The 18448-nt window shown below is 65.2% G+C and carries 22 protein-coding genes; 8 read left to right on the top strand and 14 right to left on the bottom strand.

Annotated elements, in window-relative coordinates; genetic code table 11:
* The 6 genes from ACNJYB_RS34860 to uvrC form a co-directional block, all read right to left on the bottom strand.
* The gene (locus tag ACNJYB_RS34860; protein ID WP_439371137.1) at window positions 1-588 is read right to left on the bottom strand and encodes a phage holin family protein; all 588 of its coding nucleotides are present in this window, start codon (window positions 586-588) and stop codon (window positions 1-3) included.
* An 88-nt stretch (window positions 589-676) separates the two neighbouring features.
* Window positions 677-1636, bottom strand: coding sequence for a 50S ribosomal protein L3 N(5)-glutamine methyltransferase (gene prmB, locus ACNJYB_RS34855; RefSeq protein ID WP_439371136.1), 960 nt, complete (start codon window positions 1634-1636; stop codon window positions 677-679).
* On the bottom strand, window positions 1636-2103 hold the full coding sequence (locus tag ACNJYB_RS34850; protein ID WP_439371135.1) for a molybdenum cofactor biosynthesis protein MoaE: 468 nt from the start codon (window positions 2101-2103) through the stop codon (window positions 1636-1638). The genes prmB and ACNJYB_RS34850 overlap by 1 nt, the downstream gene beginning before the upstream one ends.
* A gap of 4 nt (window positions 2104-2107) precedes the next feature.
* Entirely contained in the window at window positions 2108-2359 is a 252-nt protein-coding gene (moaD, locus tag ACNJYB_RS34845) for a molybdopterin converting factor subunit 1 (protein ID WP_439371134.1), read from the bottom strand.
* Window positions 2356-2973, bottom strand: coding sequence for a CDP-diacylglycerol--glycerol-3-phosphate 3-phosphatidyltransferase (pgsA, locus tag ACNJYB_RS34840; RefSeq protein ID WP_439371132.1), 618 nt, complete (start codon window positions 2971-2973; stop codon window positions 2356-2358). The genes moaD and pgsA overlap by 4 nt, the downstream gene beginning before the upstream one ends.
* A gap of 97 nt (window positions 2974-3070) precedes the next feature.
* Entirely contained in the window at window positions 3071-5128 is a 2058-nt protein-coding gene (gene uvrC / locus ACNJYB_RS34835) for an excinuclease ABC subunit UvrC (RefSeq protein ID WP_439371130.1), read from the bottom strand.
* A 254-nt stretch (window positions 5129-5382) separates the two neighbouring features.
* On the opposite strand from uvrC, the gene ACNJYB_RS34830 reads away from it, so the two are divergent.
* Window positions 5383-6006 carry an outer membrane protein gene (locus ACNJYB_RS34830; protein WP_439371128.1) on the top strand — a complete coding sequence of 208 codons (624 nt, stop codon included), beginning with the start codon at window positions 5383-5385 and terminating at the stop codon, window positions 6004-6006.
* A 102-nt stretch (window positions 6007-6108) separates the two neighbouring features.
* Here the strand turns inward: ACNJYB_RS34830 and ACNJYB_RS34825 are convergent, their stop codons facing one another.
* From ACNJYB_RS34825 to ACNJYB_RS34810, 4 genes are all read right to left on the bottom strand, one after another.
* Window positions 6109-6324, bottom strand: coding sequence for a cold-shock protein (locus ACNJYB_RS34825; RefSeq protein ID WP_008544396.1), 216 nt, complete (start codon window positions 6322-6324; stop codon window positions 6109-6111).
* Window positions 6325-6577: 253 nt separating this feature from the next.
* The gene (locus ACNJYB_RS34820; protein WP_439371127.1) at window positions 6578-7438 is read right to left on the bottom strand and encodes a 23S rRNA (adenine(2030)-N(6))-methyltransferase RlmJ; all 861 of its coding nucleotides are present in this window, start codon (window positions 7436-7438) and stop codon (window positions 6578-6580) included.
* Window positions 7439-7606: 168 nt separating this feature from the next.
* On the bottom strand, window positions 7607-8299 hold the full coding sequence (locus ACNJYB_RS34815; RefSeq protein WP_439371126.1) for a ribonuclease T2 family protein: 693 nt from the start codon (window positions 8297-8299) through the stop codon (window positions 7607-7609).
* A gap of 119 nt (window positions 8300-8418) precedes the next feature.
* Window positions 8419-8880 carry a hypothetical protein gene (locus ACNJYB_RS34810; RefSeq protein WP_439371125.1) on the bottom strand — a complete coding sequence of 154 codons (462 nt, stop codon included), beginning with the start codon at window positions 8878-8880 and terminating at the stop codon, window positions 8419-8421.
* 182 nt (window positions 8881-9062) lie between these two features.
* Between ACNJYB_RS34810 and ACNJYB_RS34805 the strand changes: the two genes are divergently transcribed.
* Window positions 9063-9356, top strand: coding sequence for a hypothetical protein (locus tag ACNJYB_RS34805; RefSeq protein ID WP_439371124.1), 294 nt, complete (start codon window positions 9063-9065; stop codon window positions 9354-9356).
* 44 nt (window positions 9357-9400) lie between these two features.
* On the top strand, window positions 9401-9931 hold the full coding sequence (locus ACNJYB_RS34800; RefSeq protein ID WP_439371122.1) for a DUF3617 domain-containing protein: 531 nt from the start codon (window positions 9401-9403) through the stop codon (window positions 9929-9931).
* Between the two features lie 206 nt (window positions 9932-10137).
* Here the strand turns inward: ACNJYB_RS34800 and ACNJYB_RS34795 are convergent, their stop codons facing one another.
* From ACNJYB_RS34795 to ACNJYB_RS34785, 3 genes are read right to left on the bottom strand one after another with little or no spacing between them, the layout of a single operon-like run.
* A complete protein-coding gene (locus ACNJYB_RS34795; protein WP_439371120.1) occupies window positions 10138-11523 on the bottom strand; it encodes an ATP-binding protein in 1386 nt (461 codons plus the stop codon).
* Between the two features lie 19 nt (window positions 11524-11542).
* A complete protein-coding gene (locus ACNJYB_RS34790; protein WP_283023652.1) occupies window positions 11543-12274 on the bottom strand; it encodes a response regulator in 732 nt (243 codons plus the stop codon).
* Window positions 12271-12813, bottom strand: coding sequence for a MarR family winged helix-turn-helix transcriptional regulator (locus ACNJYB_RS34785; RefSeq protein ID WP_439371118.1), 543 nt, complete (start codon window positions 12811-12813; stop codon window positions 12271-12273). Before ACNJYB_RS34785 ends, ACNJYB_RS34790 begins: the two co-directional genes overlap by 4 nt.
* Window positions 12814-13153: 340 nt before the next feature.
* Between ACNJYB_RS34785 and ACNJYB_RS34780 the strand changes: the two genes are divergently transcribed.
* The 5 genes from ACNJYB_RS34780 (at window position 13154) to ACNJYB_RS34760 (ending at window position 17456) form a co-directional block, all read left to right on the top strand.
* Window positions 13154-14236, top strand: a complete 1083-nt coding sequence (locus ACNJYB_RS34780; protein WP_439371117.1) for a branched-chain amino acid aminotransferase — start codon at window positions 13154-13156, stop codon at window positions 14234-14236.
* Between the two features lie 173 nt (window positions 14237-14409).
* Window positions 14410-14928 (top strand): DUF2314 domain-containing protein, encoded by a 519-nt coding sequence (locus tag ACNJYB_RS34775; protein WP_439371116.1) that lies wholly within the window; start codon window positions 14410-14412, stop codon window positions 14926-14928.
* Window positions 14929-15116: 188 nt separating this feature from the next.
* Entirely contained in the window at window positions 15117-16631 is a 1515-nt protein-coding gene (hisS, locus tag ACNJYB_RS34770) for a histidine--tRNA ligase (RefSeq protein WP_439371114.1), read from the top strand.
* A 105-nt stretch (window positions 16632-16736) separates the two neighbouring features.
* Window positions 16737-16940, top strand: a complete 204-nt coding sequence (locus tag ACNJYB_RS34765) for a tautomerase family protein (RefSeq protein WP_439371113.1) — start codon at window positions 16737-16739, stop codon at window positions 16938-16940.
* Window positions 16941-17051: 111 nt separating this feature from the next.
* Complete coding sequence (locus tag ACNJYB_RS34760) at window positions 17052-17456, top strand: thioesterase family protein (RefSeq protein WP_439371112.1); 405 nt, start codon at window positions 17052-17054, stop codon at window positions 17454-17456.
* Window positions 17457-17551: 95 nt separating this feature from the next.
* On the opposite strand, the gene proC is transcribed toward ACNJYB_RS34760, so the two are convergent.
* The gene (gene proC / locus ACNJYB_RS34755; protein ID WP_439371110.1) at window positions 17552-18376 is read right to left on the bottom strand and encodes a pyrroline-5-carboxylate reductase; all 825 of its coding nucleotides are present in this window, start codon (window positions 18374-18376) and stop codon (window positions 17552-17554) included.
* Between the last annotated feature and the right edge of the window lie 72 nt (window positions 18377-18448).

Below are 18448 nucleotides of genomic sequence, written 5' to 3'. Positions count from 1 at the left end.
TCAGGTCTCCAACCGCTGCCCGTGGCGCCGCCTCCGCGCCGCCGTGACGCCCAGCAGCCCGACCGCCGCGAGCATCAGGCCAAGCTGCACGGGACGGTTGGTACGAACCGGCGAGCTCCGGTTGCCACGGCCGCGTTCGCCCGGCGCGAGCGGCGCCAATGGAATCGTCGTCGCGACCTCCTTCACCGCCTGCTTGACTGTTCCGCGCGGGATCCGCGGCGTTGCGACCGCCACGCGCAGACGGCTCGCGAGCGGCACGATCGGCTTGGCTTTGCGCCTCATCTGTGCCACCGCCACCCCGGCACAGACGCCAGCCAGGATCAGCAGCACTGCGCCGACCGCGCCAAAGCCCCAGAATTGGCCGTAGTGGATCGCGACCCAGCGGTACAGGGCGATCAGCCCCACGAGGAATGCTGCGACAACGAACAGGCCTGCGACCGCGAACAGCCCGCCGGCCACCGCGTAGGACGTCACCTTGCCGGTGGCCTGGCTGGTCTGGTCACGCAGATAGGATTGAGCAGCGCGTTTGACGTGATTGAGCTTGAGCGCCACGCCTGCGCGCAGCAATTCGCCCGATGGCGCAAGCATGGGGACATCCTCCGAGAGCGAGACAATGCATCGGGGGATGAACGTGGCCGAATTTGACTTGTTCCGTCGAAGGGGCGGCCCTGACGGATCAACCGAGATCGGCGGCCGAAATCCAGAACACCTCGCCCTCGGAGTCCTCGGTGTCCAGCCAGAGCAGCGGCAGTTCCGGAAAGGCCTCGTCGACCAGTTCGCGGCCGCGGCCGATCTCGCAGATCAAGCCGCCGCCGGGCGCGAGATGATCGGGCGCATCGCGCAGGATCTTCCGCACCACGTCGAGACCATCGGCACCGCCGTCGAAGGCGAGCTTCGGCTCGGCCCGGCACTCCGGCGGCAATGCCGCCATGCCTTCGGCATCGACGTAAGGCGGGTTGGTAATGATCAGGTCATATCGTGCATCGCCGAGTGGAGCGAACAGGTCGCCGCGATAGAGCGTGATCCGGTCCTCGAGTCCGTAGTCCGCGACATTGCGCGCGGCGACCTCGATTGCGCCCTTGGAGATGTCGACGGCATCGACCTCAGCGTTCGGGAACTGATGCGCAGCGAGGATCGCAAGACATCCGGATCCCGTGCAGAGATCGAGCACGCGCTCGACGGCGGTGGGATCGTCGATCAGCGAGCCGGGTCCGCCCTCGTCGCCGAAATGCGAATCCAGGAGCTCGCCGATGAAGGAGCGCGGAACGATGACGCGCTCGTCGACGTAGAAGGGCAGACCGCGCATGTAGATCTTGTTGACGAGATAGGCGGCCGGTTTGCGCGTCGTGACACGCCGATGGATGAGATCGAGAAGGGTCTTGCCTTCCGCGACGGTGACACGCGCGTGGGCAAAGCCCTCAAACTGGTCGGGAGTGAGATGCAGCGCCTCACAGACCAGGAAGACGGCTTCCGCGACCGGGTCGGTCGTGCCGTGGGCAAAGGCGAGCTTCGCCTCGGCAAAGCGGCTGACCCCGTAGCGGACGAAGTCGAGCAGTGTGAGAAGCTCGGCGGGTCCCACTTTGGCAAGCTTCGGCGCGGCGCGGCTGCGCGTGCTCTTTTTCGCAAATTTTGCCATCAGGATTTGGTCCAGCGTGCCGCGGCCTCGTCGTCACGGGCGTGGGCCTCGACCCAGCCGGTGCCGGTGGCGCTCTCTTCCTTCTTCCAGAACGGGGCGCTGGTCTTGAGGTAATCCATCAGGAACTCGGCCGCCTGGAATGCGGCCTGGCGATGCTGCGAGGCGGTGAGCACCAGCACGATGTTCTGGCCCGGCATGAAGCGCCCGACGCGGTGGATCACCGTGAGGCCGTTGAGCGGCCAGCGCGAAACGGCCTCGTCGGCATGGCGCCTGATCTCTTCCTCGGCCATGCCGGGATAATGCTCGAGCGTGAGCGCGGCGACCTTGGCGCTGTCGTCGTCGGCGCGGCAGATGCCGGAGAAGCTCACCACCGCGCCGATGTCGGTGCGGCTCTCGGTCAGGACCGCGATCTCGCGCGCGATGTCGAAATCGTCTTCCTGGATGCGGATGGTGACGGGGCAGCTCATGAGCCTAGCCGCCGGTCATCGGCGGGAAGAACGCGATCTCGCGGGCGCCCTCGATCGCGGCGTCCGACTTGACGTGGGCATGGTCGATCGCGGCGCGGATCACCTTCGGCTTCTCGAACGCATACGCGTAAGCCTCGCTCCGGCCGGAGAGCCAGGCGATCAACTCGTCCACGGTGCGCACGGTCGCCGGCGGCTCGATGGTCTCCTCCGCCTTGCCGACGCGCTCGCGCACCCAGGCAAAATACTTCACTTTCATCCCTCATCCTCCTTGATGAGGTGATGGATGCCGGCGCGGAAATAGTCGTAGCCGGTATAGATGGTCAGGATCGCCGAGGCCCACAGCAGCGCAAGGCCGATCATCGTGACGACGGGCACCACCTCGTCACCGGCAGGTCCCGCGAGCAGGAAGCCGATCGCGACGAGCTGGACCGTGGTCTTCCACTTCGCAAGCTTGGTCACGGGCACGCTGACGCGGAGCGCGGCGAGGTATTCGCGCAGGCCCGAGACCAGGATCTCGCGGCACAGGATCACGATGGCGGCCCACAGCGACCAGCCGTGGATGATGCCGTCGGCAGCCAGCATCAGCAGGCAGGACGCGACCAGCAGCTTGTCGGCGATCGGGTCGAGCATCCGGCCGAACGCCGATTGCTGATTCCAGATCCGCGCGTAATAGCCGTCGAGGTAATCGGTCACCCCTGCGGCGATGAAGATGGCGACCGCGAGCCAGCGCAGCCAGAGCGGCTGATCCAGAATCGACTGCGCATAGATGCATCCGACCACGACCGGGATCGCAGCGATCCGGCCATAGGTCAGGATGTTGGGGAGGGACATCGCGCGGCTGGTCGTCCCTCGTGTCGTGGCGATGTTCATCCGTCCTACCAATACCGCTCAAGGCTGAAGGTCAACCGTCCCGCTCACAAATGGGATGCGGGACGCGACGCCCTTATGACCATGGCTCCCCTTTATTTCACCCCGGCTGGGGATGGAAATACTCGAAAATCCTGCGGGCGCTTTCGGCGCTCACCCCTGGAACCTTGCCAAGGTCGGCGATCGAGGCCCGTTCGATCTCCTTCAGGGTTCCGAAATGGTGCAGCAAGGCACGTTTGCGTGACGGGCCGATCCCCGGAATCTCCTGCAAGCCGGCCTCGCGGATGTCCTTCTTGCGCAGCTTGCGGTGCGAGCCGATGACGAAGCGGTGGGCCTCGTCGCGCAGGCGCTGGATGAAATAGAGCACGGGATCGCGCGGCTCCAGCTTGATCGCTTCGCGATCCGGCATGAACAGGGTTTCGCGCCCGGCATCCCGGTCCGGCCCCTTGGCGACCGACATCAGCGATACCTGGGTCAGGCCGAGATTGGCAAAGATTTCGCGCACCGCGTTGAGCTGGCCGCGGCCGCCGTCGATGATCACGAGGTCGGGCCATTGCGGGAAGTCGTCGTCCTTGACCTTGGCGCCCTCCTCGGGCGGATTGATCAGGCGCTTGAAGCGGCGCTCCAGGACCTCGCGCATCATGGCGAAGTCGTCGCCCGGCGTGATCCCTTCCGACTTGATGTTGAACTTGCGGTACTGGTTCTTCACGAAGCCGTTGGGGCCGGCGACGATCATGGCGCCGACAGCGTTGGTGCCCTGGATGTGGCTGTTGTCGTAGACCTCGATGCGCTTGGGCGCATGCGGCAGGCTGAGCGTCGCGGCCATGGCGTCGAGCAGGCGGCTCTGGGTCGCGGTGTCCGCGAGCTTGCGGCCGAGCGCCTCGCGCGCATTGGTCAGCGCGTGGGTGACGAGCTCCTTCTTCTCGCCGCGCTTGGGCGCGGTGACCTCGACCTTGTGACCGGCCTTGGTCGCGAGCGCGTTGGCGAGCAGCTCGCTCTCCTCGATCTCATGCGAGAGCAGGATGACCCTCGGCGGCGGCTTGTCGTCGTAGAACTGGGCGAGGAACGAGCCGAGCACTTCCTCCGGCGTAAAGGTCTTCTCCGCGCGGGGGAAATAGGCGCGATTGCCCCAGTTCTGGCCGGTGCGGAAGAAGAACACTTCGACGCAGAAGAAACCGCCTTCCTGGTGGACGGCGAACACGTCGGCTTCCTCCACCGTGCGCGGATTGATGCCCTGCTGCGACTGGATCGCCGAGAGCGCGGCGAGGCGATCGCGGTAGAGCGCGGCGCGCTCGAACTCGAGCTCGCTTGAAGCCTTCTCCATCTCGCCAGCAAGCTCCTGCTTCACCGCGTGGCTCTTGCCGGAGAGGAAATCGCTGGCCTCGCGCACCAGCGTCGTGTAGCCGCCGAAGTCGATCTCGCGGGTGCAGGGACCGGCGCAGCGGCGGATCTGATAGAGCAGGCAGGGCCGGGTGCGGCTCTCGAAGAAGGAATCGGTGCAGGAGCGGATCAGGAACGCCCGCTGCAACGCTGTGATGGTGCGGTTGACCGCGCCGGCGGAGGCGAACGGGCCGAAGTAGCGCCCGGGCCGGGTCTGGGCGCCGCGATGCTTCAGGATCTGCGGCGCCCAATGGTCGCCGGTTATCAGGATATAGGGAAACGACTTGTCGTCGCGCAGCTGCACGTTGAAGCGCGGCCGCAGCTGCTTGATCAGGTTGGCTTCCAGCAGCAGCGCCTCCGTCTCGGTGCTGGTCGAGACGATCTCCACCGTCACGGTGGCCGCGATCATGCGCAGGATGCGCGCCGGCTGCGGCGCGCTCTGGCGCGCGTAGTTGGACAGGCGCTTTTTGACGTTCTTGGCCTTGCCGACATAGAGCACGTCGGCGTTGGCATCGAGCATGCGGTAGACGCCGGGCGAGGTCGGGGCGAGGCGGACCGCGCGCTCGATCGCCTCGTGGCCGGTCGCCAGCGGCTCTTCGCCGACCGCGCCGCTCTCCTCGAGGATGTCAGGCAGCAGCGCATCGTCCTCCTCGTCGCCGCCTGCGGTGGCGGGATCGACGTCCGGCGATGCCAGCCCCCCGGGCGGCGCGTCATTCGCTGCGGTGTGCGGCGATTTGCGCGCGCGGTCGTCCGGATTGTCGGTGGAATCGTGAACCATGGGGCGAATTTAGGCGCTGGGGGTGCCGATTTGAAGTTCCGGCCATGCCGCACACACAGGATGGCGGCGCAGTTCCCGGTAACGCTTGCTTAAGCCTGTTAACAGCGCGGTAACCCGGCTTAACAGCCCTTTAACTTAAAACTCTCGATAAATCCTGCGCGAAAAGTTCTTGGTTCCGTAACCATGCGGTTTTGCCTCGCGCGCGGCGCCGCCACGCTTCGCACCGGTTGCGGCAGTTGCGTTGGAGTTGAGTGATGAAGAGGCTCGTTGTGGGCGCAGCCGCGTTGGTTGCTGCCGGCTGGACGGCTTCGGCAGGGGCCGCCGATATGAATTATGGAGGGCGCGCGCCCTATACCGTCAACCAGCCGCTCAATGCGTATAGCTGGGCCGGTCCGTATCTCGGCGGCAACATCGGCTACGAATGGGGCTCGGTCGACAACAACCCCGCAAAGCCGTCCGGCTTCGTCGGCGGCGTCCAGGCCGGCTACAATTTCCAGAACGGTGCGTGGGTGTTCGGCGTCGAGGGCGACATCCAGGCTGCCGGCGCCGACGATACCTTCGCGCCGTGGAAGTTCTCCAATCCGTGGTTCGGCACGCTGCGCGGCCGCGCCGGCTATGCCTTGAGCAACGTGCTGTTCTACGGCACCGCGGGCCTTGCCTTCGGCGAGCTGCGCGCGCAGACCTTCGGCTGGACGGAGTCGCACACCACCGCCGGCTGGACCATCGGTGCCGGCGCGGAAGTCGGCCTCACGCCGAACTGGAGTGCCAAGCTCGAATATCTCTACATCGATCTGTCGACGAGCCAGTTCGCAATCACCGGCGTGTCGAACGGCTACAGCGCCAGCGTCGTGCGCGCAGGCGTGAACTATCGCTTCTGATAGCTGAACAAGAAAATACCGGACCATAGCCTCCCGGCCGTTCGCGGCCGGGATTTTTTTGCGTCAGGTGCTTTCGCGTCAGGCGTTTCGCGGGCAAGCCCGCTAGGAGAGGATCACCAGGTTGACTGCCTTGGGTCCCTTCCCCTTCTTGTCCGGTTCGACTTCGAAAGTAATGCGCTGTCCTTCGGCAAGATCTTTCAGTCCCGCACGCTCTACAGCCGTAATATGTACGAAGACATCGCGACCGCCGTCATCAGGCTTGATGAAGCCGTAGCCGCGCTCTCCGTTGAAGAACTTAACTGTTCCCGTCATGGCCATCGGGAAACTCCCCCTCATTGCTCCTCCGTCGCGACGCAGACGCGCGTCACGACATGACCGGGCGTTACGAAGCCCGGGAGAGCTGGCCGTCCTTGGTCGGACCTCGTCGGCCCGGCAGGATCTTTCTTAGGCCTTCACTCCGCCGCAACCATTCGCGGAAGCGGAACGTAAAGCCAGTCACGGAAACAGCATAATACGGTTCTTTGCGGATTGACTACCGCTACTGCATATTTTTCCCAAGAATGGCGGAGTGTTACGGCCTTGGCACCTCTAATCGGAATCTGGCAGCTCCGCCCTGGCCGAGCGGCATTTCCAGCTCGGGCAGGATGGTCTTGAGCTCGCCTTGCAGCGTGTAGGGCGGATTGACGATCAAAAGCCCGGTCGAGGTGAGGGGCCCGCCATCGGCTTGCGGTGCGGCGCTGAATTCGAGGCGCAGGCATTTGCCCGGTGGTTTTGCTGCGGCTGCGAGCCGCGCCACTGATTGCGCCAGCGTGTCGGTGGCGCGGCGGTTCTTGGCCGGATACCAGATTACATAGATACCGGTCGGCCATTTCGCGAAGGCTGCCGAGAAGGCTTCGCCCAGCCGCTCGAACTCGTCCTTGGCCTCGAACGGCGGATCGATCAGCACGAGACCGCGCCGTTCTTTCGGCGGCACGAAGGCCGGCAGCGCCACCCAGCCGTCGAGATCCACCACGCGAGCCTGCTCGTCGCGGCGCAGCACGTCGATCAGCGCCTTGCGCGCCTTCGGCTCGAGCTCGCAAGCGACGAGGCGGTCCTGCGGCCGCAACAGACCGCGCGCGATCAGCGGCGAGCCTGGATAGGCCTTGAGCTCGCCCCTCGGATTGAAGGCGCGGACGATGTCGAGATAGGGTTTGGTCAGCGCGACGGTCTCGTTCGACAGGCGTGCCTGCATCAGTCGCGCGATGCCGGTCAGCCACTCGCCGCCGCGCCGCGCCTCGTCGCTTTCGAGATCGTAGAGGCCGGCCCCGGCGTGGGTGTCGATGACGCGGAACGCCCCCGGCTTGTCCTGCAGATAGGTGATGATGCGCGCCAGCACGATGTGCTTGATGACATCGGCGAAGTTGCCGGCGTGGAAGGCGTGGCGGTAATTCATGGCGGAGAGTTACGACATCCCGCGATGAAAGTAACTCCCGTCATTCCGGGGCGGTGCGCAGCACCGAACCCGGAATCCCTCTGCAGCAGCGTTTGTGGCGAGATGGATTCTCAGATGCGCAATTGCGCATCATAGTTCGCGCTTCCGCGCGCCCCCGAATGACGAACTCTAGCCACCCCTGATCGGCGGCATCGTCACCTGGTCGCGGCGGCAGGCGCGGCGTTCGATCTCCTCGCAGGCGCGGAATTGCAGGTCCTTGCTGAGGCAGATGCGGACTTCGGACAATCGCGTGCGGTTGCAGGTGACCGAGATGGCGGCACTGCTGAGGCCCGGATTGGCTTTGATGAAGGCCTCTTCGACGTCCCCGGGGGCCACGGTCTTGGCCTGCGAGAGATCGAGATATTCGGCCGGGATCTTGATCGCGGCGCGCGCTTTGCGGATCGTCTCGAAATAGCTGCGGTCGGCCAGACCCGAGCAGGTGCCGTGCTTGTCCCACTCGTTGAAGATCAGGCCCGGCGCCGGCATCAGGTCGAGCATCGAGGAGACGATGCTGCGGTTCAGCCGCGGGGCCGGGCGCTGGCAATATTCCGGAAAGCCGTTTTCATATTGCGGCCACAGCCCGTGCACCACGAACGCGTAGGGCCGGCCGCTGCATTGCATCTGGGAGCGGCCGCCACGCTCGGCCGCTTCCTCGCAGAACGAGGGCGACCATGACAGCGACAGCACATAGAAATCGAATTCGCCCGGCGCGTTCTGCCGCTTGTCCTGGGCTTTCGCGCCGCCGGCGAGCGAGGCCAGCCCGGCGGCGAGCGCGAGTGAGATCACAAGACGGGAAAACGAACGCAATCTGGCATGAAACATGGCGACGCCCCTCAACTAGACTGTGCAAGCGAGCCTAGCAGGCGATGAGAACATTTCAAGAACAAATTTCGAGCGCCGACCGTTCGACCGCTTGATCGGGCCGAATCAGGCTTTTCGAATCAGGGCCTCGCGGCGCGGCAGGCCGGGTTGTAGGCCCAGTTGCGGTCGAGCCCGACCACGCACCATTCGACGCCATTGCCGTAGCCCGCAAAGCCGCCATCCTCGATGATCGAGAAATGCACCTTGCGCACCTTGCCGTCAGTGAGCATGGCCTCGCCGGTGCAATAGCGGCGCGGGATGTTATCGGACTGCCAGGGCCGGAACGCGATCTCGCGAACGGCCGCGAAGCCCGTGATCTTCAAGGAGGAATTCCAGAACGAGCTTTCCTTTTCCCAGAACTGCGTGGCGATCGTCGGCAGCGCCTTGTCGCAATCGGTGACGGCGCCGTCATAGCGCGGCCCGCTCAGCCAGAAGTTCAGCTCCAGCGGATTGGCGGCCCGGGCCTCGCTGAGCGACAGCGCCCCGAACATGAGGCCGAGCACGGCGGCGAAGCGGAGCGATTTGAAGGAGGGGGTGCGCATGGGCAATCCGGACTGCTGGGTCTTGCGAAGCTCGAACGGTGCCGCGAAGGCCGGAAGAGGTCAAGTGCAGCGCGGCAACACTTCGCCAGGAGTTGACCAGAACGGCGCGGCCGGCCGGCCTCGGTTCTTTTCACTTCGGTCCCGGCACCGTAAACTGGCGCGAACCAATTGGAGTGACGGGAATGCGAATCATTACGGCCGCGGGCCTTCTTGCCCTGGGTATGATGGCGAGCCAGCCGGCGCGCGCCGATATCCTTCCGGTGCCTCCGTTCAAGGGCAACGACACCGGCGGTATCATCGCCTATTCGATGGCAAGCCAGGTCGATGCGCGGCAGGTCGCGGTCGATCATTGCGCGCGCTACGGCAAGGTCGTCAAATTCCTCGGCGTGCAGGCCTACGAGGGCGGTTACATCTCGTTCTCCTGCCGCTGGGTGCCCTATGGCGCCGCCGACCAGCCGATCCGCACGCTCTACTGAGGCGTCGTCGTAACGTCGCAATCTGTCAGCCGGGAGCTTCCCACATGGCGCGCAAACTCGCTTTGCTCGGCTCGGCCCTTTGCCTTGTGGTGTCGGCTGGCAGTGCATCTGCCGACGATCTGCCCCAGCGCAAGGCCGGCCTCTGGGAAATGAAGCTGGTCACGAGCGGCTCGCCCGTGCCCGAGATGACCATGCAGCACTGCACCGACGAGACCGTCGACAAGGAGATGAGCAACAACGTCTCGCCGATGGCCAAGCAGGTCTGCGCCAAGCAGGAGATCAAGAAGACCGCGAGCGGCTATGTCAGCGATTCCGAGTGCAGCGTCGCCGGCGTCAGCACGATCTCGCATGCCGAGATCACGGGCGACTTCAATTCGGCCTACACGGTGAAGACCTCCTCGCATGCGCAAGGCGGCGTCGCCGGCGCTGCGGGGCGCGATACCACCATGACGCTGCAAGCGAAGTGGTTAGGAGCCTGCAAGCCGGACCAGAAGCCCGGCGACATCGTCATGCCAGGCGGCTTCAAGATGAACGTGCGCGACATGGACAAGCTGAAGGCGCTGCTGCCGAAGTAGGTGAGATGGTCGTGAGACCGTAGCCCGGAAATTGGTGCGCTCCCTCGCCCCTTTATTACGGTGAGAGGGTTGAGCTGAGGGCCTCTCACCAGACGTGAGATCGATGAGAGACCTGTACCCCCTCACCCGGATCGCGCCGGACGATGCTGCGCATCGCCGGGGGCGATCCGACCTCTCCCGCAAGCGGAGAGAGGTGGAGAGGCTACCTACACCGGTATCCTCACGCTCGCCCGCAATCCACCCATCGCGCTGTCGCCCAGCGTGATGTCGCCGCCATGGGAGCGGGCGATATCGCGGGCGATGGCGAGGCCAAGGCCGGTGCCGCCTTCGTCCTGGTTGCGGGCATTGTCGAGCCGCAGGAACGGCTTGAACACCTCTTCGCGCAAATGCGCCGGGATACCCGGGCCGTCGTCCTCGACCGTCACGGTCAAATAACGGTGATCGCGCTGGCCGGTGATGGCGATGCTCTTGCCGTAGCGCGCCGCGTTGGTGACGAGGTTGGCGAGGCAGCGCTTGAACGAGGCCGGCTTCACCGTCACCACCGGCAGGCCATTGAACGCCACGGTCGCGGTGTGGCCGTGGCGCTCGGCGTCGCTGCGCAGCTCCTCGAGCGCCTGTGCCATGTCGGTCGGCTGCGACTGCTCGCCGGAATCCCCGCGGGCAAAGGCGAGGTAATCCTCCAGCATCATCGACATCTCGTCGACGTCCTTGCGCATGCCCTCGAGCTCGGGGTTTTCGCCGATCAGGGCCAGCTCGAGCTTGAAGCGGGTCAGGATGGTGCGCAGATCGTGGCTGACGCCGGCGAGCATCGCGGTGCGCTGCTCCATCGTGCGCTCGATGCGCGACTTCATCTCGAGGAAGGCGACCGCCGCACGCCGCACCTCGCGCGCGCCGCGCGGCCGGAAGTTCGGCGCCTCGCGGCCCTTGCCGAAACTCTCCGCGGCATCGGCAAGCCGCAGGATCGGCTTGATCTGGTTGCGCAGGAACAGCACCGCGACGATCAACAGGATCGACGACGTGCCGACCATCCAGAACAGGAAGATCTCCGAGTTCGAGGCATAGGCAGCGCTGCGCTGCGCGAACACGCGCATCACGGCATCGTCGAGCTGGATGCGGATCTCGACGAGGTTGGAACGGCCGACCGTGTCGATCCAGAACGAACGGCCGATCTGGCGGCCGAGCTGCACCGACAGCGTCTGGTCGAGCAACGAGAAGAACGGTTTCGGTCCCGGCGGCGGCATGTCGCCGGCTGGCAGGAAATCGACCACCAACTGCAACCGCTGCCCAATGCTCTTGAGCTGCGCGCGGTCCTTGTCCTGCGGATAGCTTTTGTAGACGTCGATCAGTGCGGCGATGTCCTGCACCACCGCAGCCGACAGCCGTCGCGTCACCGTGTTCCAGTGCCGCTCCATGAACACGAAGGCGACCACGGTCTGCAGGATCACCATCGGCACGATCATGATGAGCAGCGCGCGGGCATAGAGGCCGGTCGGCATCCAGCCCTTGAACGCGTTGCCCATCCAGCCATTGGCGGCGGAGACGCGGCCGGCGGCGCTCTTCAGAAGCGTCAGGCCGGTATCGATCGTGCTCATTTAGTGCGCTTCACTTGATCTATGGCGAGGCCACCAGACGATAGCCGATGCCGCGCACCGCCTGCAGGAACAGCGGATTGGCCGGGTCGGTCTCGATCTTGCGCCGGAGGCGGTTGATCTGCACGTCCACGGCGCGCTCGTTGACGCTGCCATTGCCGGTCAGCGCGCTGCGCGGCACGGTCTCGCCCGGCGTCTCCGAGAGAATGCGCAGCATCTCGCGCTCGCGGTCGGTGAGGTGGATGACCTCCTCGCCTTGTCGCAATTCGCCGCGATCGAGATGGTAGACATAGGGACCGAACGCGATCTTCTCGACGGTCGCGGCCTGCTGCGGCGGCGCGGCGCGCTTGAGGATGTTGTTGATGCGCAGCGCAAGCTCACGCGGCTCGAACGGTTTTGCGACGTAATCGTCGGCGCCGATTTGCAGGCCCTCGATGCGAGCCTCCGCCTCGTGGCGCGCCGTCAGCATCACGATCGGCACCGAGGAGGAGGTGCGGATGAAGCGGGCGAGGTCGAAGCCGGTTTCGCCCGGCATCATCACGTCGAGGATCAAGAGGTCGAAATGCAGGCCCAGCAGTTTCGAGCGCGCATCGCCCGCGCTTGCCGCGGTGGTGACGCGGTAGCCCTCGCTGGCGAGAAAGCGCGAGAGCAGGTCGCGGATACGGCGGTCGTCGTCGACCAGCAGCAGATGCGGGGCATCGTCGGCCGGTTGCACCGGCGGACGGGCGAGCGTGGCTGCGAGCGGCACGGTCACTCCTTCGATTCTTGATTGACGGAGGCGAAGATCGTCTCGAGCACCTTGTCCGGATCGTCGCGGTCGATCATCGCGCGCAGGAAGCGCTTCACCGTCTCGGCGTCCTGCGGCCCCATCTCGGCGAGTGCCTTGGTGATCCGCGTGGTCTGGAGCCCGGCGAGCTTCTGCACCAGCGCCTCGCCCTTCGGCGTCGCGTAGAGCAGGCGCTGGCGGCGGTCATTGTCGCCGGTCTTCTGCACGATATAGCCCTCGTCCAGGAGCTGCTTGAGCACCCGGCCGAGCGACTGTTTTGTGATGCGCAGGACGTCGAGCAGGTCGGCAACCTTCAGCCCGGGATAGCGGTAGACGAAGTGCATGACGCGGTGGTGGGCCCGACCGAAGCCGAACGCCTCCAGTTCCTGGTCGGGATCACCGACGAAATCGCGATAGGCGAAGAACAGCAGCTCGATGATATCCCAGCGCAAATTGCCTCCGTCGCCTGCGGCAGGCCTGGACCCGGCGGCATCTTGAGGGGGAGTCGCGAAATTTATGTCAGGCATATTGACGTTTCTTGGGTTCAATGTTACAAAAGGATCGGCCCGCACGAAATTTTAGATCGTTTCGCACCGGGTGGCATCGTAGCAGGGCGGCCGGAGAGAGCCGGACAGGCGGCGACGGCCGAAGCAGATCTACCGTGCGATTGTCGAGCGGCATTTCGGCAAAACATACTGGACTTCCGCCTTCCGCAAAAGCATGTCCTCGGCGACGTATGCTGGCCACGGAAACCGGCCGTAACATGGCTGGCGGCGGTCCGGCCAGAAACCCAATCAAGCCAGCCGGCCCCGAAACGGGCAGGAGGGCGCCAGAATAGCGCCGCCACCGGCAGCGGGAGGCAAGGACATGAGCATGAAATTCGACATCCAGCCCGCATCCAATCCGACTCCCGAGAAGGACCGCATCGCCAAGCTGGTGGACCCCGGATTCGGACGGGTCTTCACCGATCACATGGCGATCGTCCGCTACAACCAGGCCAAGGGCGGCTGGTACGAGGCCCGCGTCGAGGCGCGCGCCAACTTCCAGCTCGATCCTGCCGGCGCGGTCCTGCACTATGCCCAGGAAATTTTCGAAGGCCTCAAGGCCTACAAGCGAGACGACGGCGGCGTGAACCTGTTCCGTCCCGACGCCAATGCGCGGCGCTTCAAGGATTCCGCCGACCGCATGGCAATGGCGGAGCTGCCCGAAGACGTCTTCATCGAGGCGGTCGAGCAGGTCGTGCGCATCGACCGCGCCTGGATGCCGGGCGGCGAGGGCAGCCTGTACCTGCGCCCCTTCATGATCGCGAGCGAGACCTTCCTCGGCGTCAAGCCGTCGTCCGAATACATCTTTGCAGTGATCGCTTCGCCGGTGGGTTCATACTTCAAGGGCGGGCCTGCTCCGGTGTCGATCTGGGTGTCCGAGAACTACACGCGCGCTGCGATCGGCGGCACCGGCGCCGTCAAATGCGGCGGCAATTATGCCGCGAGCCTGCGCGCCCAGGCCGAAGCGATCCAGCACGGCTGCGATCAGGTCGTCTTCCTCGACGCAGTCGAGCGCCGTTACATCGAGGAGCTCGGCGGCATGAACATCTTCTTCGTGTTCGACGACGGCTCGCTCTCGACGCCGCCGCTCGGCACCATCCTGCCCGGCATCACCCGCGACTCCATCATCGCGCTCGCCCGCGATGCCGGCAAGACGGTGCGCGAGGAGCCCTATTCCCTCGACCAGTGGCGCAAGGATGCGGCCTCCGGCAGGCTCAAGGAAGCCTTCGCCTGCGGCACCGCCGCCGTGATCTCGCCGATCGGCAAGGTGCGTTCGGTGAGCGGCGATTTCGAGATCTCGGGCGGAGCCGCCGGCCCCGTCGCCATGGGCCTGCGCAAGCAGCTCGTCGACATCCAGTACGGCCGCACCAACGATCCGCATAACTGGATCCGCAAGGTGTTCTGATGCCTGGTCCCGGACCGAGTGCCGGGGCCAAGCTCGCGAAAGGATCGGCGGCGCATCTTCCGGCGAAGGCGGTGCGCTCCGTTTTTGCCGGGAGTTCAACCTTTAGTTGTTGAAAGTGTCCTCGCAACTATATCACAATGGCTGGGACATCAAGGTTCTCAGACGTTGCGATCATGCCAGCCTATCTCCCCCTGCCGATCAAATGGGCCCTATCCGCTGTCGTAACGGCAGTGGCCGTCTTCGGTGTTCTAACATTGGGGCCTGGGCCGACGGTCGAGGTGGCGGACCGGGTCATCAGCGTGGCCGACACAGACGCCGAGATGAATGCCGCGATCGCTCGCGCACGTGCGACGCTACCTGTCTTCTGGGCTTCCTATGAGGCGCCAAAACGGATGGAGACGGATCACTCTCTCAAGGTGCGATTTCGGACGGTCGGCAATGACGAGCACATCTGGATGAGCGACGTGAAGAAGCTTCCGAGTGGCGAATATACCGCGCGTTTCGCGGACACGCCTCGAAACCTGCCAGAAAAACGGTTCGGAGACCTCGCCGCGTTCAAGGATGCCGACATCTCGGACTGGATGTTCATGCGCAACGGCAAGATCGTCGGCGGCGAAACCATCAAGCCGCTGCTCAAATCCATGCCGAGATCCGACGCCGACGCGCTCCGGGCGCGGATGGAGCAGCCGTGAATTCTCTTCCCCTCTCCCCGCCTGCGGGGAGAAGTAGGGTGAGGGGGAGTCTCCGCAGGGGCGGTGACAGTTGGACTCGCGAAGAGTCCCCCTCACCCGGTCGCTTCGCGGCCGACCTCTCCCCGCAAGCGGGGCGAGGTGAGAACACCCCGGTTGCTCCCCCGCGTGTCGGCTGGTAAACGCCGCGCATGGCCGAGAAACCCAAAAAACCGCAGAAACTGAAGGCGCGCCTGCCGCGCGGGCTCGAGGATCGCGATCCCGCCGCGATCCGGGCGACGCGCGAGATGGTCGAGAAGATCCGCGCCGTCTACGAGCTCTACGGTTTCGAGCCGGTGGAGACACCGGCGATGGAGTTCACCGACGCGCTCGGCAAGTTCCTGCCCGATCAGGATCGCCCGAACGAGGGCGTGTTCTCGTTCCAGGACGACGACGAGCAGTGGATCAGCCTGCGCTACGACCTGACCGCGCCGCTGGCCCGCTACGTCGCCGAGAATTTCGACACGCTGCCAAAGCCCTATCGCAGCTACCGCGCCGGCTACGTGTTCCGCAACGAGAAGCCCGGCCCCGGTCGCTTCCGCCAGTTCATGCAGTTCGATGCCGACACGGTCGGCTCGGCGACCCCGGCGGCGGATGCCGAGATCTGCATGATGGCGGCCGACACGATGGAAGCGCTTGGCATTGCGCGCGGCTCCTATGTCGTGAAGGTCAACAACCGAAAAGTGCTCGACGGCGTTCTGGAGGCCATCGGGCTCGCCGGCGCCGAGAACGCAGGCCGCAGGCTGACCGTGCTGCGCGCCATCGACAAGCTCGACAAGTTCTCCGCCGACGAGGTGCGCAAGCTGCTCGGTCCCGGGCGATGGGATGGCGGCGAGGAAGGCAAGGGCGACTTCACCAAAGGCGCCAACCTCGGCGAAGCTGAAGCTGACGTTGTTCTCGCCATCACCAGGCCGCGCGAGGATTGGAAAGAGGCGATTGCCGCCGCGGAAACCTACCTCGCCAAGAGCGAGATTGGTCAAGCTGGCGTGAGCGAACTGGAAGAAATTGCAAAACTGGTGACGGCGTCGGGTTACGGCGCGGACCGCATCAAGATCGATCCCTCCGTCGTGCGCGGCCTTGAATATTACACCGGCCCCGTCTACGAGGTCGAATTGCTGCTCGACACCAAGGACGAGAAGGGCCGCCCGGTGCGCTTCGGCTCGGTCGGCGGCGGCGGCCGCTACGATGGCCTCGTCTCGCGCTTCCGCGGCGAGCCGGTGCCGGCGACCGGATTTTCAATCGGGGTCTCGCGGCTGCAAGCCGCGCTGACGCTGCTCGGCAAGCTCGACACGCGGCCCGAATCCGGGCCCGTCGTCGTCACCGTGTTCGACCGCGACCGCGTCGCCGACTATCAGAAGATGGTGGCAAGCTTGCGAGGTGCCGGCATCCGCGCCGAGCTCTATCTCGGCAATCCCAAGAACATGGGCAACCAGCTCAAATATGCCGACCGCCGCAACAGTCCCTGCGTCATCATCCAGGGCTCGGACGAGAAGGCGCGTGGCGAGGTGCAGATCAAGGACCTGGTCGAGGGTGCGAAGGCAGCCGCCGCGATCGCTTCCAACCAGGAATGGCGCGGGACCCGCCCGGCGCAGTTCTCCTGCGGCGAAGCCGATCTCGTCACGAAAGTGCGTGAAGTCCTCGCGCGCCATGACGTGAGCTGGGGCTAGCCATTCCTCCATCGGTCATGCGCGGGCTTGACCCGCGCATCCATCTTTCAAATGATGAATGGCCGGGATAAGCCCGACCGTGACGACAGCAGCAGGGAGAAGACAATGCCTGAGATCACCATCAGCATGGCCGAGGGCCGCACCGACGAGCAGAAGGCCGGCATGATGCGCGACATTACGCAGGCGCTGGTGAAGAATCTCGGCGTCGAAGCCGACGCCGTCGTCATCCAGATCAATGAAGCCCCGCTCCGCCACAAGATGAAGGGCGGCAAGACCTTTGTAGAGCGCGCGGCGGCGGCGAAGAAGTGACGCGTTAGCGTCATTCCGGGCAGCGCGTCAGGGCTGAACCCGGAATCTCGATCGACAATCTCCGGATTCCGGGTTCGCGCTTTGCGCGCCCCGGGATGACGAGCAAGCAGCATGGACGCACGCGACTTCATCAAGATCGGCATGAGCGCCGAGCGCACGCTGGTGGTGCCTGTGGAGCGCACGGTCGGGCATTTCGTGCCCGGCATGCCTTTTGTGTATGCGACGCCGATGATGATCCTGGAGATGGAGATGACATCGGGCGATGCGATCCGCGCCGCGCTTCAGCCGGGCTGGGTCACCGTCGGCACCGAGGTCGACATCCGCCATCTCGCAGCTGCCTTGGTCGGCGCGACAGTGCGGACCACCGCAAGCGTCGTTGCCGTCGAGCGCCGCGTCATCCGCTTCGAGGTCGAGGCATTCGAGGGCACGCGCAAGCTCGGCGAAGGCCGGCACGCGCGCGGGCTCGTGAATGTCGAGATGTTCAACAAGCGATTAGCCGCCGCCTCGAAATCGTAAGGGCGGGCAAAGGCGCGAAGCGCTGTGCCCACCATCCCTCCCCAATCCCGATTGAGGCGGTGGCACGCTTTGCTTTGCCCACCCGACGGCACTTTCTACTTCGCCAATTCCTTCGACCGCTTCGTCGCCGCCGCGATCGCACGGATCATCAGATCGCGCAGGCCCGGCTCGCCCATCAGCACGCCAAGCGCCGCGGCCGTGGTGCCGCCGGGCGAGGTGACGTTCTGGCGCAGAGTTGCGGAGGGGAGCTCCGACTGGTGCAGCAGTTCGCCGGAGCCGGCGACGGTCACGCGCGCGAGCTTGGTCGCCAGCGCTTCAGGCAATCCCGCTTCGACGCCGGCGCGCGCGAGTTCTTCTGCGAGCAGGAACACATAGGCCGGGCCCGAACCGGAGACGGCGGTCACCGCGTCCATGAGGCCCTCGTCCTCGACCCATTCGACCGAGCCGGTGGCACGCAGCAGCGCGTCGGCCACGGCGCGCTGCGCGACGCTGACGGTCTTCGCCGCAACGGCAACGGTGATGCCGCGGCCGATCGCGGCCGGCGTGTTCGGCATCGCGCGCACCACGGCGCCGCCGCAGACCTCCTCGAGCGAGGCGATCGTGGTTCCCGCCATGATCGAGACCACCGAGGTGTTTTCCGACACGAATGATTTCAGCCTGGCGCCGGCCTCGCGGAACATCTGCGGCTTCACCGCGACGACCAGCGTCTCGACGGTGCCTGCGGCCTTCACGTCGGGATTGAGCGCGACGCCTCGGGCGGCAAGCGCGGTGATCTCCGGCGAGATGTACGGATCGATCACTGCGACGCGGCGCGGATCGAGTCCGCCTGCCAGCCATCCGGCCAGCATCGCGCCGCCCATCTTGCCGGCGCCGGCGAGCAGGATGGTGCCGGTGATGTTTTGAAGGGTGCTGTTTGCCACTGGGGTCACCACAAACAAAGGTGTCGTCCCGGCCTGGTGCGCAATTGCGCACGGGGGCCGGGACCCATGACC

This window comes from Bradyrhizobium sp. SMVTL-02, from assembly GCF_051853005.1.
GTDB lineage: Bacteria > Pseudomonadota > Alphaproteobacteria > Rhizobiales > Xanthobacteraceae > Bradyrhizobium.
This window is presented reverse-complemented; position numbering and strand designations above follow the sequence as displayed.

What these genes read in the sequence shown, in the direction of transcription:
- ACNJYB_RS34860 (WP_439371137.1), bottom strand. Translation starts at nt 588, where the DNA reads ATGCTTGCGCCATCGGGCGAATTGCTGCGCGCAGGCGTGGCGCTCAAG.
- prmB (WP_439371136.1), bottom strand. Translation starts at nt 1,636, where the DNA reads ATGGCAAAATTTGCGAAAAAGAGCACGCGCAGCCGCGCCGCGCCGAAG.
- ACNJYB_RS34850 (WP_439371135.1), bottom strand. Translation starts at nt 2,103, where the DNA reads ATGAGCTGCCCCGTCACCATCCGCATCCAGGAAGACGATTTCGACATC.
- moaD (WP_439371134.1), bottom strand. Translation starts at nt 2,359, where the DNA reads ATGAAAGTGAAGTATTTTGCCTGGGTGCGCGAGCGCGTCGGCAAGGCG.
- pgsA (WP_439371132.1), bottom strand. Translation starts at nt 2,973, where the DNA reads ATGAACATCGCCACGACACGAGGGACGACCAGCCGCGCGATGTCCCTC.
- uvrC (WP_439371130.1), bottom strand. Translation starts at nt 5,128, where the DNA reads ATGGTTCACGATTCCACCGACAATCCGGACGACCGCGCGCGCAAATCG.
- ACNJYB_RS34830 (WP_439371128.1), top strand. Translation starts at nt 5,383, where the DNA reads ATGAAGAGGCTCGTTGTGGGCGCAGCCGCGTTGGTTGCTGCCGGCTGG.
- ACNJYB_RS34825 (WP_008544396.1), bottom strand. Translation starts at nt 6,324, where the DNA reads ATGGCCATGACGGGAACAGTTAAGTTCTTCAACGGAGAGCGCGGCTAC.
- ACNJYB_RS34820 (WP_439371127.1), bottom strand. Translation starts at nt 7,438, where the DNA reads ATGAATTACCGCCACGCCTTCCACGCCGGCAACTTCGCCGATGTCATC.
- ACNJYB_RS34815 (WP_439371126.1), bottom strand. Translation starts at nt 8,299, where the DNA reads ATGTTTCATGCCAGATTGCGTTCGTTTTCCCGTCTTGTGATCTCACTC.
- ACNJYB_RS34810 (WP_439371125.1), bottom strand. Translation starts at nt 8,880, where the DNA reads ATGCGCACCCCCTCCTTCAAATCGCTCCGCTTCGCCGCCGTGCTCGGC.
- ACNJYB_RS34805 (WP_439371124.1), top strand. Translation starts at nt 9,063, where the DNA reads ATGCGAATCATTACGGCCGCGGGCCTTCTTGCCCTGGGTATGATGGCG.
- ACNJYB_RS34800 (WP_439371122.1), top strand. Translation starts at nt 9,401, where the DNA reads ATGGCGCGCAAACTCGCTTTGCTCGGCTCGGCCCTTTGCCTTGTGGTG.
- ACNJYB_RS34795 (WP_439371120.1), bottom strand. Translation starts at nt 11,523, where the DNA reads ATGAGCACGATCGATACCGGCCTGACGCTTCTGAAGAGCGCCGCCGGC.
- ACNJYB_RS34785 (WP_439371118.1), bottom strand. Translation starts at nt 12,813, where the DNA reads ATGCCTGACATAAATTTCGCGACTCCCCCTCAAGATGCCGCCGGGTCC.
- ACNJYB_RS34780 (WP_439371117.1), top strand. Translation starts at nt 13,154, where the DNA reads ATGAGCATGAAATTCGACATCCAGCCCGCATCCAATCCGACTCCCGAG.
- ACNJYB_RS34775 (WP_439371116.1), top strand. Translation starts at nt 14,410, where the DNA reads ATGCCAGCCTATCTCCCCCTGCCGATCAAATGGGCCCTATCCGCTGTC.
- hisS (WP_439371114.1), top strand. Translation starts at nt 15,117, where the DNA reads ATGGCCGAGAAACCCAAAAAACCGCAGAAACTGAAGGCGCGCCTGCCG.
- ACNJYB_RS34765 (WP_439371113.1), top strand. Translation starts at nt 16,737, where the DNA reads ATGCCTGAGATCACCATCAGCATGGCCGAGGGCCGCACCGACGAGCAG.
- ACNJYB_RS34760 (WP_439371112.1), top strand. Translation starts at nt 17,052, where the DNA reads ATGGACGCACGCGACTTCATCAAGATCGGCATGAGCGCCGAGCGCACG.